The 13474-nt window shown below is 33.9% G+C and carries 14 protein-coding genes; 7 read left to right on the top strand and 7 right to left on the bottom strand.

What is annotated here, in order from left to right; all coding sequences use genetic code 11:
• Nucleotides 1–161: 161 nt before the first annotated feature.
• The 6 genes from BUA72_RS13065 to BUA72_RS13090 form a co-directional block, all read right to left on the bottom strand.
• Nucleotides 162–398: a hypothetical protein gene (locus BUA72_RS13065; RefSeq protein WP_072923296.1), complete on the bottom strand. Its 237-nt coding sequence runs from the start codon at nucleotides 396–398 to the stop codon at nucleotides 162–164.
• A gap of 16 nt (nucleotides 399–414) precedes the next feature.
• Nucleotides 415–747, bottom strand: coding sequence for a hypothetical protein (locus tag BUA72_RS13070; protein WP_072923297.1), 333 nt, complete (start codon nucleotides 745–747; stop codon nucleotides 415–417).
• Nucleotides 748–776: 29 nt separating this feature from the next.
• Nucleotides 777–1199: a transposase gene (locus BUA72_RS13075; protein WP_072923298.1), complete on the bottom strand. Its 423-nt coding sequence runs from the start codon at nucleotides 1197–1199 to the stop codon at nucleotides 777–779.
• 172 nt (nucleotides 1200–1371) lie between these two features.
• On the bottom strand, nucleotides 1372–2202 hold the full coding sequence (locus BUA72_RS13080) for a hypothetical protein (RefSeq protein ID WP_072923299.1): 831 nt from the start codon (nucleotides 2200–2202) through the stop codon (nucleotides 1372–1374).
• Nucleotides 2203–2204: 2 nt separating this feature from the next.
• Nucleotides 2205–3035 (bottom strand): hypothetical protein, encoded by an 831-nt coding sequence (locus tag BUA72_RS13085; RefSeq protein ID WP_139259606.1) that lies wholly within the window; start codon nucleotides 3033–3035, stop codon nucleotides 2205–2207.
• An 11-nt stretch (nucleotides 3036–3046) separates the two neighbouring features.
• Nucleotides 3047–3340 (bottom strand): hypothetical protein, encoded by a 294-nt coding sequence (locus BUA72_RS13090; RefSeq protein ID WP_072923301.1) that lies wholly within the window; start codon nucleotides 3338–3340, stop codon nucleotides 3047–3049.
• Nucleotides 3341–4317: 977 nt separating this feature from the next.
• Here BUA72_RS13090 and BUA72_RS13095 point away from each other — a divergent pair.
• Both BUA72_RS13095 and BUA72_RS13100 read left to right on the top strand, forming a co-directional pair.
• A complete protein-coding gene (locus BUA72_RS13095) occupies nucleotides 4318–5370 on the top strand; it encodes a threonine aldolase family protein (protein WP_072923302.1) in 1053 nt (350 codons plus the stop codon).
• A gap of 88 nt (nucleotides 5371–5458) precedes the next feature.
• The gene (locus tag BUA72_RS13100) at nucleotides 5459–6397 is read left to right on the top strand and encodes a glycosyltransferase family 2 protein (protein WP_072923303.1); all 939 of its coding nucleotides are present in this window, start codon (nucleotides 5459–5461) and stop codon (nucleotides 6395–6397) included.
• Between the two features lie 599 nt (nucleotides 6398–6996).
• Here the strand turns inward: BUA72_RS13100 and BUA72_RS13105 are convergent.
• Complete coding sequence (locus BUA72_RS13105) at nucleotides 6997–7542, bottom strand: NUMOD4 domain-containing protein (protein ID WP_139259607.1); 546 nt, start codon at nucleotides 7540–7542, stop codon at nucleotides 6997–6999.
• Nucleotides 7543–7622: 80 nt separating this feature from the next.
• On the opposite strand from BUA72_RS13105, the gene BUA72_RS13110 reads away from it, so the two are divergent.
• The 5 genes from BUA72_RS13110 (at nucleotide 7623) to BUA72_RS13135 (ending at nucleotide 13470) form a co-directional block, all read left to right on the top strand.
• The gene (locus tag BUA72_RS13110) at nucleotides 7623–9377 is read left to right on the top strand and encodes a T9SS type A sorting domain-containing protein (protein WP_175548899.1); all 1755 of its coding nucleotides are present in this window, start codon (nucleotides 7623–7625) and stop codon (nucleotides 9375–9377) included.
• A 538-nt stretch (nucleotides 9378–9915) separates the two neighbouring features.
• Nucleotides 9916–10326, top strand: coding sequence for a hypothetical protein (locus BUA72_RS13115; RefSeq protein WP_139259608.1), 411 nt, complete (start codon nucleotides 9916–9918; stop codon nucleotides 10324–10326).
• Nucleotides 10327–10607: 281 nt separating this feature from the next.
• A complete protein-coding gene (locus BUA72_RS13120) occupies nucleotides 10608–11147 on the top strand; it encodes a hypothetical protein (protein WP_072923307.1) in 540 nt (179 codons plus the stop codon).
• Between the two features lie 760 nt (nucleotides 11148–11907).
• Entirely contained in the window at nucleotides 11908–13122 is a 1215-nt protein-coding gene (locus BUA72_RS13130; RefSeq protein ID WP_175548900.1) for a DUF3945 domain-containing protein, read from the top strand.
• A 78-nt stretch (nucleotides 13123–13200) separates the two neighbouring features.
• Nucleotides 13201–13470 (top strand): hypothetical protein, encoded by a 270-nt coding sequence (locus BUA72_RS13135; RefSeq protein ID WP_072923310.1) that lies wholly within the window; start codon nucleotides 13201–13203, stop codon nucleotides 13468–13470.
• Nucleotides 13471–13474 lie beyond the last annotated feature (4 nt).

The raw sequence follows: 13474 nt of genomic DNA on the forward strand, positions 1-13474 counted from the left end.
ATAGTCCAGGATGAGAGATCTGTTCCATTATTGTCTTAAATAAAACAAAGCATCGGTATCCCAAACAATATGATATAAAGAAATTAAGTCGCAACACTTAGCTATGAAAGGATGAATAAAAAAAATATACCGATGCAGTGTTTTATAATTTTAATTGACGATTAAATTTGAATAGCATAATCATATACTGTATCTTCAGTAAGATATAAATGCAGTTTTAGTTTAAACAACCCTAAAAGTGATTTTTTCATAATAAAAATACGCTCGTTGGCATCTGATTTTTTGATCTGATAATCAGTAAAAAAATATTCGAGATCGTCTATCTTTTTTCCAACCAACTGATCTTCTGATATGATGTTCTGATTCTTATCAGAAAAATAATATTTTTTATCTCTCATACGGATCAGTGGTTTGTTATTTGTGAATTCTTTTTACTTTTTTCGATGCATTTTTTTTCCAGGCCGCCAAAGTATTCCGGCTTAATTTAAATACGGATGCAATGGCTGTGTTGGTCATCTTATTTTTTCTTTGATATTCCAATATTTTGGCAATGCTTTCATCATCATAAGATTTGTGCTCATTACTTGCTTCACCGTCATGGAATAAAATATGGTTAAGAGTGATAACATCCAATGAGGATAGCTTTTCCTTTTCGAGGAAATACGTACAGCTGGAAATTTTTTTTGGAAATTTTTTCGATATGATATCTGAGAAAATTTTCACATAATTAGGTTCTCTACCTTCCATGAGTATTTTGTGTTTAAGGGAATTTATTCTTATGATTTGTATTTTTCAAGCCACTTGTATAATGTAGTTTTCGGAATTCTGTACTCTTCAATAACCTGCGCTCTTGTTTTTTCTCCACTTTCTATAAGGTTTACAATAAAATCAATAATTTCCTTGGTGTAAATGTTTTTTTTGAATTTCGGCAATTCAGATTCTTTTTTTACATGAGATTGATTTATTGGTGTTTGCGGAGCGTATAAAATCAAATGCTGGTTGTATATCCTGAAAAAATCATATTCTAAAAGTTTACTCCATCTTAATAGGAGTTCAGAATCAAGGCTTTTTAATGTATACATGGTATCGATTTCATCTTCTGAACATTTAAGAAAATTACAGATACGAACGATATCAATTTCACATTCCAATACTCTTTTCTGAATGAGCTGACCGATATGTATGTTTTTAAAATCCATTATTCTTGATTTAAATTATGAAATACTCAGCAGGATAAACTGTATGGTAATGAGTGTCTAGTTCTGTATAGTCTTTGTTGTTTTTATTTGATTACAAGCCCGTATTGACTTGTAATCAAATAAATATATATAGATTGTGTTTTCTTAATATGAATAATAATTCAGATCATAATTATTTTAATTCAATAATATAACTGATCATAGATTGGTTTTGCTTTCCGGTTCCACTTCCTCCCTGAGTCATAACATCTGCATAATCTTCTTTAAATATATTCCATCCTATTAAAAATTTTCTTCCTTGCCATTTACTTGGAGAAATAATCGTTGCATATACATTCTGCTGCTCGGTATAATAAGCCGCATAATTACCATCGACGAACACTCCTGTTCCATTACCAAGAAGTTGATTGTTTCTAATTACTGGTTGAAAAGCTGCAGTAGTACTATAACTAACAATTAAAGTTTCCCCTGAAACATTATAAAGAATTGCTGCATAGGTTCCTGCAGTTGCTCCAGTTATTTGTGACATTTCCAGCCGAAATATACTGTTTGATGCAAAATTTCCGTTTGCTGTATTAGACCCATACAGTTGAGGACTGGTAGGGCTATACTGTTGCGGTCTTTGTGAATCAGAAGGGAGATTAGAGCTTAACATTCCGGGATATACAGGTTTATAATATCCATAAACCATATTTTGGAAGGAATCAGGCTGGTTACTTAGACAATTCCAATCAGGACTCCCTGGCGTACCATTATTAATCTGCAAACATTTATCAGTAGTATTATATATCATCAGACCTGTTGCGGGCTGAGCAATAGAATTTCTGTTTTGGGTAGTCATGGTTCCCAATAATGTTCCTTTGTTCTGGTTCAAGCTGTTTCTAGGGGCTACATGTAAATTGGCAGAGGGATCCGGGCTTGAAATGCCTATTCCAACTTGTCCTTTTACCAGCATTATGCCTGCTATCAGAAATACTGCTCCATTTATTTGATATGTTTTCATAATTATTTTAATTCAATAATATAACTGATCATAGATTGGTTTTGCTTTCCGGTTCCACTTCCTCCCTGAGCCATAACAGTTGCATAATCTTCTTTAAATGTATTCCATCCCAATAAAAATCTTCTTCCTTCCCATTTAAGTGGGTAAGCAATCGTCACATAAACATTCTGTTGCTCGGTATAATAAGCCGCATAATTACCATCGACGAACATTCCTGCTCCATTATTAAGAAGTGCATTATACTTAATTACTGGCTGATATGCTGCAGTTGTATTACAATGAACCCTTATCACTTCCCCTGAAAGGTTATAAAGAATTGCTGCATAGGTACCTGCAGTTGCTCCAGTTATTTGTGACATTTCCAGACGAAATATACTGTTTGATGCAAAATTTCCGTTTGCTGTATTAGACCCATAGAGTTGAGGACTGGTAGGGCTATACGGTGGCGGGCTTTGTGAATTACGAGGAAGATTAGAGCTTAACATCCCGGGATATACAGGTTTATAATATCCATATACCATATTTTGGAAAGAATCAGGCTGGTCACTTAGACAATTCCAATCAGGACTCCCTGGCGTACCATTATTAATCTGCAAACAATTATCAGTAGTATTGTATATCATCAGACCTGTTGCCGGCTGAGCAATAGAATTTCTGTTTTGTGTAGTCATGGTTCCTAACAAGGTTCCTAGGTTTTGGTTTGAGTTGTTTCTCGGGGCTACATGTAAATTAGTAGAAGGATCCGGGCTTGATGTGCCTACTCCAACTTGTCCTTTTGCTAACATTACACCTACAATCAGTAATACTGCGGCATTTAATTGATTTTTTTTCATACAATGTATTTTTATTGTTTTGTGTTGATACATACCCATTGAGGTTGAGTGGAATTGCCCTTATTCAATTTTAAACATTTTTTTTCAGTATCATACGCCAGTAAACCATTGGCGGGGCGGGGTATGCTGTTGATCTGGTTGGTTGTCATAGGACTTAAAAGGGTACCTTTGTATTTACCTTCTAAATTTGTTGGAGCTACAGTAAGGTTGCTTGATGGATGCGGAGTCTCAGAATTGATACCGACCTGCCCGAATGCATGTGAGGTGCATAAGATTGCACCTGTCAAAATTAATGTTTTTTTCATTTTTTTCAATTGTATCATTACAAATCCTAAACGAGCCTCAGGGCTTGTTTAGGTTCATAGGTTATTTGTGTTTTTTTTACCGAATGATATCGGTATTGTCTTGAGGGCAAAGTTAGTAGGCTTGAAAATCAAAACATATAGTAGATATCTATCATTTTTACTTTTTTAATTTATTATTATATTAATGAAAGCAATTTTTTTTTGTTTTAATCAACTTGAAATGATCTGTAGGTCGGTGTTTTGGATTCAACATGTGGTGAATAATTATAAAATTAATAAAATGATTTTTAAATAAGGATAGGCATACTACGTTTGTTTTAACAATACAAATCCTATTTGATGATTGGTACATTCCTGTTTTTTATTGCAGGTGTATGTTGTTATTATATTGATAATAAAGTATAGCTAGGGATTTGTTTATCAGAAACATATTGAACAGACTGTGATGAACAGAGTAATTGAGATTCAATATGATAGTAACGGATTAAAAATAAACTCACAATGTAGGTCATATAATCGGACATCATCTAAATGGTTCTTTTTCGCGTGATTACAAACTTGTTCGGTTAAGAATCTTCTGTATTTTGAACCTGCGGCAAATAGGTATATCTAAAAACTAAAACATATAGTAGATATCTATCATTTTAGGCCTGTCTGATTGCTATAATGATAATACAAGTTAATTTTGTTTGTATTATTGCCTTGGAAAAGTAAATACGAATCGGGTAATCCGATAAACTTTTGTCGAAAAAATACTAAAATAATAACCCTCTGCATCAGTGATAAGTGAGAAAATGATCTCTCTGAGAAATTCAGTGACTGCACCGTGATGGTTCTTTGAAGTTTCACATACAATTACCATAAAACCATTTATAGTACCTATCGTGCAATAACTTTTTATAGAAATGGGGTAGTGCCTGAACATTAATCCAGACAAATCAAAATAATCAATACAGATATTTAATTTTTTTTATAATATGGAAAATGAAGTAATAGATTTAAGAAGTGACACCTTGACCTTACCAACACCGGAAATGAAACATGCGATGAACAATGCAGTATTAGGTGATGACGTGTACCATGAAGATCCTACGGTGAATCAACTGGAAGAAAAAGTAGCAGCAATGTTCGGTAGGGAAGCTGCTCTTTTTTGTCCTACCGGAACTATGACCAATCAATTGGCGATTAAAGTTCATACAAAACCCGGGGATGAAGTGATTTGTGATCAGCTTTCCCATGTTTATCTGTATGAGGGAGGAGGAATTGCCATGAATGCTTTTTCCTCGGTTCGGACATTGGCTGGAGATTATGGAAAATTAAGTGCAACTATGGTCAGAGATGCTATTAATAATCCGAATGATATTCATCAACCCATAACCAGACTTGTCGTATTGGAAAACACAACAAACAAAGGAGGTGGAAGTATTTATAATTTTGATGAGATCAAAAAAATCAAAACAATATGTAAAGATCATGGGCTTATTTTGCATTTAGATGGAGCCAGGCTATTTAATGCTTTAACTGAAACTTCAGAAACCCCTAAGGACTATGGAGAAGTATTTGACAGCATATCCATTTGCCTGTCAAAAGGATTGGGATGTCCTGTAGGATCTGTGCTTATTGGTTCCTCTGAGTTTATTAAACAGGCAAGAAGAGCAAGAAAAGCAATGGGAGGAGGCTGGAGACAGGCCGGAGGATTGGCAGCAGCAGGTATTTATGCTCTTGACCATCATATTTCCCTGCTTAAAAATGACCATTTCAGGGCAAATAAAGTGGGGGAATTATTAATGACCTATACAGATATTATCAGCTTATATCCCGTTGAGACTAATATTGTGATAGGAGTTCTTCCGGAAAATATAGAGGCAGTAACCTTTGTTGCTAAAATGAAGGAAAATAATATATTATGTTCACCTTTTGGAAAAAATCTGGTACGCTTTGTGACCCATCAGGATTTTACAGATTCTCATTTAGATGTACTTGAAAGCAGATTAAAATTGTATAATACCAGCAGGATCTTTAAAATATGATCAACTTGAAGTATAGCTTCATTTTCTATTTCATCTGATGTTTTTGATGAATTTATTAATGCCCCTAACACAAATTATAATTAATCGAATGAAAATTTCCGTCATTATTCCTGTATACAATGCAGAAAAATATGTCACGAATGCCGTACGTTCCGCATTACAATTTAAAGAAGTTTATGAAGTTATCCTTATTGAAGACGGATCACCAGATAATGCACTTCAAATTTGCATTGAATTAGCTGAAAAACATGAAAGAGTAAAAGTTTTTCAGCATACTGATCATAAAAATCATGGGGCAGGAGCAAGCAGAAATCTGGGGATTGAAGAATCAACCGGGGATTTTATTGCTTTTCTGGATGCTGATGATTACTTTCTACCCAATCGATTTGCTGCTGAAAAAGAGCTTTTTAAGAATGTGAAAATTGAGGGAGTGTATGGTGCTCTTGGTGTACATTATTATTCTGAGAAAGCGAAAAAACAGTATTACAGGTTATTTGGAGAAAGGCTTACAACGGTTTATAAAAAATATGAACCGAAAGATATTTTTAAAGGACAGCTTAATATGTTGGGAACCTTTGGTCTTTTCAGTATTGACACTCTTACCGTTCGAAAAGAGGCTCTTTTAAAAATGGAGACTTTGTTTAAGCCAGAGTTACAGCTTCATGAAGATACTGAATTTCTTTTCCGTTTGTCATTTTATCTCGATCTGTATCCCGGGATTATTGATGAGGCTGTTGCTATAAGAGGTGTACATGAAAGTAACAGAATCACAAAAGTGGATAACAGAGAAATAAATCCGGCAATATCAAGAGCTATACTCTGGAGAGAGGTGAGCAACTGGCTGCAGAGCGAGAAGGAGGTTTCAGAAGATATAAGAACTCATGTCAAAAGAATGCATAGAAGTTTTGAAATTGCAAAAGCACCTGTATTGCAAAAGTGGGGAATGATTATACGGTATCTTTTTACCGATTATCCAAGTATACGGTCAGGGCTTTATAATATTAATTTTAGATATAGTTTATTTTAAACTCATCAATTTATAAATTGTACGTTTGGATAAATTTGTTTACTCTATGGATGTTGTTTAGTAATCGGCTTCAATGGTATGGAATAATTAAGTCCTTGTTTTTATTGATGTAACGGTCATAATTTCTGCATAATTATTGTCGTAATTTTATATCTGGAAAAAAAAAGTTAAGAAACTGTTTAGGCTTATTACTGAAAACACTTAATACAAAGCCTATAATGGTATACTATAAACTGACTGATCACGCAAAGGAACCCCTTCCTGTTATCAATGCTTTAATTGAATTTGGATTAAAGCACAGGACGAAAGTAAGGCAAAGTCTTCTATTAAATTGATTTTTTTTTCTAAAACCAGCATTTACTGAATTTTCCAAAATATACTTTATTATAGAAATCTAAAGTGCAGAAAAGATAATAAATGGATATTTATAGCAGGATAAAAAATAGATTATGACGTTCTTTAAGCGCACTAGAAAGAAATAAGTTATGTTATAAGGTTAGTGATTTCCGGAGTTAAAGCCAATCACTGCCAAATGATGTCCTAGCTTACTGAAATATTAGTTTTGATTAGGACATTGAGGACAAAACAAGATCGTATTATTAGCCTTTTTTCAGTACCATCTCCTTTGATCGGTTTTTATGCTCCTTTTTTCGATTAACTAATGAACTGAAGGAACATAATGAGAGTTTTGAAAGATCGATATCCCATAACATTTCATTGTGGTTATCAATAACCAGCGTTTTGTCATTCATATCAAATTTCTCTACAAAACAATAATAAAGCAAACGGGAAATCATTAGCAGGGTTCTTTTCTCCTTTTGGTTGAGCCGTATATAAAGATACTGGGTATCACCTTTGCCCATTAAATTAAGAGGCATTATCTGTTCTTCACCGTAAAAAATGTTATGATCAGAAGTCCAGCCACTCAATAGTTTTATTCTTCCTTTATCGGAAATCATATACCGATGTTCAAATTCAGGTGTGGGCTTCCAATGTTCCTCCGGAAGATTTTTGAGTGAGAGATTCAGACATGCAGGAGGATTGTCTTTATCAATGAGAGGCTTACCTAACTTTTCCCACAGAGAATGGTTAAGCATAGGGTCTGGATTAAGTGCTTTAGTAAAAGAAAACTTTAGCCAATTCACTTACTAAAATTTTGACTCAATATTTTTCACTTGTTAATATATTATCTTAGTTTCGCGGAAAATTAATAAACAACATGTATATGAGGTATTTATATTTATTGATGTGTTTTTTTATACAGGCTTCTTTAATGGCTCAGGTACCCAGCTGGGCTGCCCGTATTAAAAGTATTTCGGAAGATTATGTTTCAGATTTAGCTACAGATGCCGAAGGAAATGTTTATGCAGTGGGAAGGTTTCTTGATGGAGTAGATTTTGATCCCGGGCCGGGAATTTATAATCTTAATAATTTTACGCAAGAAAAAGGGAATCTATTTTGTGTAAAGTACAGTTCCGAAGGTAATCTTATATGGGCAAAGCAGATAGGGGGTGATCGGGGTGTGAGTGTACATCCTGTCAATGCAGAATATCTTCATCCTAAAATTGCTTTAGATGGTAATGGCTATTTGTATATTACCGGACTATTTGATTATCGTATGGATCTTGATCCCAGCTCTTCCGGATCATTTTTTCTGCCTCTTCTCTCATCAACTAGTGCTACGACTCGTTTCCTTGGAAAATATACCACTGATGGAGATTTCGTTTGGGCTAAAAGAGTGGGAGATGAAAATATTTTGGGAAGTGTCTTCAATAATATGAAAGTCGATACAGCTGGTAATATATACTTAGCTGGGCATTTTTGGAATACAGTAGATTTCGATCCTGGGCCAGGCACTTTTAATCTTACTTCAGATAACAAATATGATATTGTTTTTATGAAGATCACTACCAACGGAGACTTTGCATGGGCAAGAAAAATAGGTAACCCCGGTGTAGATGATATTGTAAAAAAGATCGCTATTGATGGGCAAAGTCTATATATTACAGGTTCTTACAGGGGGCTTGTGGATTTTGATCCTCAAAGTGGCGTCTATAATTTGCAGTCTGAAAGCAATTCTGAGGATGCATATATAGCAAAATATAATTTGTCGGATGGCGGTTTGCAATGGGCAAAGACATTAGGATCAGGAAATGGTTATGATGTAGGATACGCTATTCAGGTAGATAATTCAGGAAATGTATACACCTCCGGACACTATAGGGGAACAGTAGATTTTGATTTTAGTCCTAATTCCACTTACCCAATGACTGCTCTTGGCACTGGCTATAGTATGTATCTTTTAAAACTAAACACTTTAGGTGAATTCATTTGGGTAAAGCAATTTGATGCGATGGGTCAGCTATTTCCTTCGGAGACAAGGCCTTATGATATTGCTGTGAAAGGAGATCGTGTTTATTTTACAGGATATTTCCTTACAAGTATGGATTGCAATCCGGCAGCAAACCAGCAATTTATTATTAATTCTAATGGAGGGAATTATGATATTTATCTGATATCATTAGATACCAATGGTTCGTTTCTCTGGGCAAAAAGCTACGGAGGCGTTCTTCATGATTATCCGTATGCCGTAAGAATTGATAAAAATGATGATATCATTTTAGGCGGAAAATATTCTGATAAGGTTAATTTCTTTCCAACAATAACCAATGAAAATGTTGATGGCTATGATGGATTTACTATTAAGCTAAATAAAAACGGATTTCTAAAAACCGATGATATTGCTACTGCTGAAAAAATTAGAATCTACCCTAATCCTACCAGTGATAAGATTTTTATTAATTCTGAATCAGAGATTCTTGATGTAAAAGTTTTCGATATAGATGGACGTTTGTTACTTACAAAAAATGTGACCGGAAATTCTACAGATTTAGATATGACTAATTTAAAAGTAGGGATGTATACTATTACCGTAACTGGATCTCTAAAAAGTTTTAGCAAAAAAATCATCAAAAAATAATAGTCTTAATCATTTAAATTGAATTTAATAATCATAAAGAGCAGCTTACTATTTAGTGAGTTGCTTTTTTATAAAGAAACCTTGTAAACTTTTATTTGGCAAGAATGAGAAAATTATCTAGAGCATGAATCCTATTTATAATATTTCGCAATGTGTCAGAAGCATCTGAAGTCTAAGTATCATTGATGATTTTAGCCAAGAAGTCCTTGGTATTGCGAGTAACATGAGCTAACTTCGGCAAAGGTCTACAGTTTGCTGCAGGAAAAAGCGGTACTTTTAAATGTTTTTAAGAGGGAGATGATGAGAATACATAATAAAAGACAATCTCAAAAAACGATTGTAAACATGACCGCCATTACTGTTAATTAAAATGCTCATTCATTTTAAAAGAAAAGCAGTATCTATTTACCCACCAATTTGGGTTGTACTTAATTAAAGAATAGAATATATTCAGCATCATGCTGCTGATAAAAAATTTAAAGAACCTATGAGATCTACATTAACAGACCTACAAAAAGAAGAATATGAAAGCTTAGTCATGAGACTGCGCAACGCAGGTGCCAAAAATCCTTCTAGTTGGGCTTCCAGCGAAGTCACTGAAGGAATACCACAGTTTGCTAGATTTCTCATCCTTAAGTCTCTATTCGATATCGCAAAATCTACATACGACAATATCACTATGGCCTCTGACTTTGATGATGAAGTTGAGGAAAAATATGATGCCATAAAAGACATCGTTGGAGAGGAAAAATTATTAAGTTTTCTAACTTCATACTCTAAAGGTATTATTTACAATGTCGTTGGACTGTTAGATGAAGGAAACCAGGAAGCGGATCGAGATAAAATAAGCTGGACACTGATGAAGACCGATGAAAATTTTCAATCTACAGGACAGGTGATCCAAGGTCTTCATGAAGATTTTTTAGAGTTTGAAGATGAAATAAAATAAAGAAATTCCTATCGGACCAAATAACAATCTTATAAAATCAATATTTTATGAATAAAAAGAAGCTTTATATTGACGCAATAATTGTAAAATTATCTTATTTATAGCTTATTTTTCTAAGTATGAAAAAGGTGTGGAAGTAGGAACATCGGGAATAAATAGATTGATTAAGTGGGAAAGGTCAAAACAAATTAAATTATTAAATTTAATTTTTCCAAGAAACAGGGAAGTTTAACCGTATATTTAAGTTATTTACCATTTTAAAAAACAACACTTATCAGAGAATGATTCACAAGCTTAATAAAAATTACACTACTGAAAATAAAAATAGAAAACTCAAAGAAAAGTATTTGCTTTCATATAGTTTTTCACCAGGATTCTATGACAAACTTTGCTCCATAGATTTGTATATTGATAAAAATTATGACTATGAATTATTCTTATTTTTTCACGAGAAAAATCTAAAAGATTTTTCTACATCCAATAAATCAGCAAGAATTTTTTTAAACTTAAAATCAAAATTACCCTACAAAGTCCGGGAAATACTCTATGATTTTTTTGAAAGTGATCTTAAACTAAAAGAAAACTATTACAACGGCAAAAATATGTTTGGAATTTCTGATCGCAATGAAACGACATATAACATCAATCATAAAAATGGATATTTTAGTTTAAATATGACAGTTGATATACTTGACAAAAATCTATTTCAAAGTAAGAATGAAATTAAATTCTTGAAATTGACCTCGATAATTGAAAAATGGTGTAATAAACTTCGTGATGATTTTATGAAAGAATATGGACATGAAAAAAACGGCATATAAAAGTGGGTTCGCACAATGGCAGATTTTATTTTTCTAAGTCAGAAATTGATCAACTTTTGTTGGATTTCATGAAAGTGAATGGTTTATGCCAATAGACGAAGTTATTTTGGCAATATTGGAGGGGAGGTAATAATTGAATCGATTGAAAGTCTGAAAATCGACGAAAGTGATGATCAATTTATGTTAATTCCTAATAAAAAAACGAATCCTAAAGAATTGCTTCGAATAGATATATCAAATATGAATTATTATCACAGTTATTCTGACTTTGAAGAAAAATACATTGCTAAAATGGAAACTGAATAAAGTAAATAATCTCAGAAAATGATAATAATTTTTTAAATGTCAGAAAGAATGCGAAAATTCAATCAACAGCTATACATTTCCATAGCTAAATTATTCCCAAATTTATAAAAACATCAATACTATATTGGTGAAACGTATTGGGAAATTGGACAGCTTATAATTATATGTTTACATAGTAAGACTAAGTTGTGTTATATTTTTATTACAGGAAACATATTTTCTTTTATTATAGATTACATCCTGCGCATTAGTTTAAGTTTTCTGAAAAATGATAACGCCGATCGTTGTCAAGTAATGCCCTAGCGTACCGAATAATCGATGGATGACTACTGCTCTATAACTTGGTTTGCTTATACGTATAGTTATGGAAAAGGAAAATAATAGTGAACTGAGCGCAGTAGAAAAAATTGGTAGTACACTACTCGTACTACATCGAAGCAGCAGTACTATTGGAATGGTTCAAGGGGTAGATCAGAATGGAGAATTGAAAGACAACGGTTTTAAAGAGATAAGTTCTGATCAGATACTTCATTTGGATACAGAGGACAGGTCCTTTGCTCAAATGTTTAGTGAATTCTATCATCAGCTGAAAGACCCTGCTGATTTTTCATTTTTTAAGGTAACTGAGTATGAAGCTCAGCAGACAGCTGTAGACTTGCAGCAGTATGTGGATCAGGCTTCAGAGGAGGAGAAAGAATTGCTTAAGGAGTATGAAGTTTCTATTGATGCTGTAGAGGCTCATAGAGGTCTTTCGGACGGAAATAAGGTTACGGACTATAGGGTAGAAGATCGCTACCTATACAATCCTGAACAGGTGGACTGGAAGATGATGATGAAGGTTGGTTTGAGTATAGATAAGCTCAGGGAGATGGGTGCTTTGGAGCCGATGCTCAAAGGATATAAAACACCTATGCTCGTTCCTGTTGAATTTAAGATAGGCTCAGTGGTGACTCAGATGGAGGCCAGACTTTCACTTCGGGTGACTCATGCAGGGAATTTGGAAGTCAGGTTTTATCCGGTAAGAAAAGATCCTGATTTTACAAAGACTTTTTTAGGACATGAGTTTACCTGGGAAGATCAAAGAAACCTGATGGAGAGCGGGAATATGGGACGGCTAGTGGATTTGGTATATCCCATTACAGGAGAAAAGATTCCGTCACTGATCTCCAGAGACAGGCTGACTAATGATTTGATTGCAGTAAGAACAAATGAAATGAGAATTCCGCTGGTCATTAAGGGAGTGACTTTGAATGAGGAGCAAAAAAAGGTTCTTAGGGAAGGAAGAGCTCTGTTCATTGAAAATATGCTTTCTAGAAGAGGGACGCTTTTTAATGCTTCAGTTCAATATAATGCGGATAAGCGATATGTGGAGTTTTTGTTTAAGAAGAATATTAAGAGTCTTAGGGTAGGAGAATTAAAGAGCAGATTTAAGGCAGAGGTTCCTGGGATGTTTAGAGGGAAGAAGCTTAAGATCTGGCAGATGGAGAAGTTAAAAGCAGGGGAGACGGCGTATGTTGATGGGCTGGTGGATAAGAATGGGAAGAAATATCAGGGGTATTTGAGGTTTGATAGAGCGATAGGGAAGTTTGAGTTTTCGTTTAGGAATGTTTGGAAGGAGGAGAAGGACCCTAAGAAGGTTTTCAGTAAATCGAAAGGGAAGAAATTGTGAGGGGGAAACTTTTCAATTTATATTTTATTTTACGACACATTCTGTCGCATTACCATTATAGCTTTGAAAAAATAGATTATGAAACTTAAAGCTACTATAAGGGAAGAAATTCATTCTGATGATAAAAGGGTTATTGTAGAATTTCATGGGGATGAAAATAAACGGCATTTCGAGTTGCATTGTACATTCAATCCGTATCAACAAGGACTTCGTAAATGGGATATTTGGGAATTTAAAATACGCCTTGAATCAGAAATATTTATAGACCCTAAGACAGAGGTTAAATCATATTTTACCCACTTATTCTGTGATCAGGCCACTGAAGTAAACTCACCATATATTAAATAAAAAG

The organism is Chryseobacterium sp. OV279, assembly GCF_900128945.1.
Lineage (GTDB): Bacteria > Bacteroidota > Bacteroidia > Flavobacteriales > Weeksellaceae > Chryseobacterium.

Bases quoted from the DNA above. Each gene is read 5' to 3' on its own strand.
- BUA72_RS13075 (WP_072923298.1), bottom strand. From the start codon at position 1,199: ATGGATTTTAAAAACATACATATCGGTCAGCTCATTCAGAAAAGAGTA.
- BUA72_RS13090 (WP_072923301.1), bottom strand. From the start codon at position 3,340: ATGAAAAAAACATTAATTTTGACAGGTGCAATCTTATGCACCTCACAT.
- BUA72_RS13080 (WP_072923299.1), bottom strand. From the start codon at position 2,202: ATGAAAACATATCAAATAAATGGAGCAGTATTTCTGATAGCAGGCATA.
- BUA72_RS13115 (WP_139259608.1), top strand. From the start codon at position 9,916: ATGAGACTGCGCAACGCAGGTGCCAAAAATCCTTCTAGTTGGGCTTCC.
- BUA72_RS13120 (WP_072923307.1), top strand. From the start codon at position 10,608: ATGATTCACAAGCTTAATAAAAATTACACTACTGAAAATAAAAATAGA.
- BUA72_RS13070 (WP_072923297.1), bottom strand. From the start codon at position 747: ATGGAAGGTAGAGAACCTAATTATGTGAAAATTTTCTCAGATATCATA.
- BUA72_RS13085 (WP_139259606.1), bottom strand. From the start codon at position 3,035: ATGAAAAAAAATCAATTAAATGCCGCAGTATTACTGATTGTAGGTGTA.
- BUA72_RS13110 (WP_175548899.1), top strand. From the start codon at position 7,623: ATGAGGTATTTATATTTATTGATGTGTTTTTTTATACAGGCTTCTTTA.
- BUA72_RS13065 (WP_072923296.1), bottom strand. From the start codon at position 398: ATGAGAGATAAAAAATATTATTTTTCTGATAAGAATCAGAACATCATA.
- BUA72_RS13135 (WP_072923310.1), top strand. From the start codon at position 13,201: ATGAAACTTAAAGCTACTATAAGGGAAGAAATTCATTCTGATGATAAA.
- BUA72_RS13130 (WP_175548900.1), top strand. From the start codon at position 11,908: ATGGTTCAAGGGGTAGATCAGAATGGAGAATTGAAAGACAACGGTTTT.
- BUA72_RS13095 (WP_072923302.1), top strand. From the start codon at position 4,318: ATGGAAAATGAAGTAATAGATTTAAGAAGTGACACCTTGACCTTACCA.
- BUA72_RS13100 (WP_072923303.1), top strand. From the start codon at position 5,459: ATGAAAATTTCCGTCATTATTCCTGTATACAATGCAGAAAAATATGTC.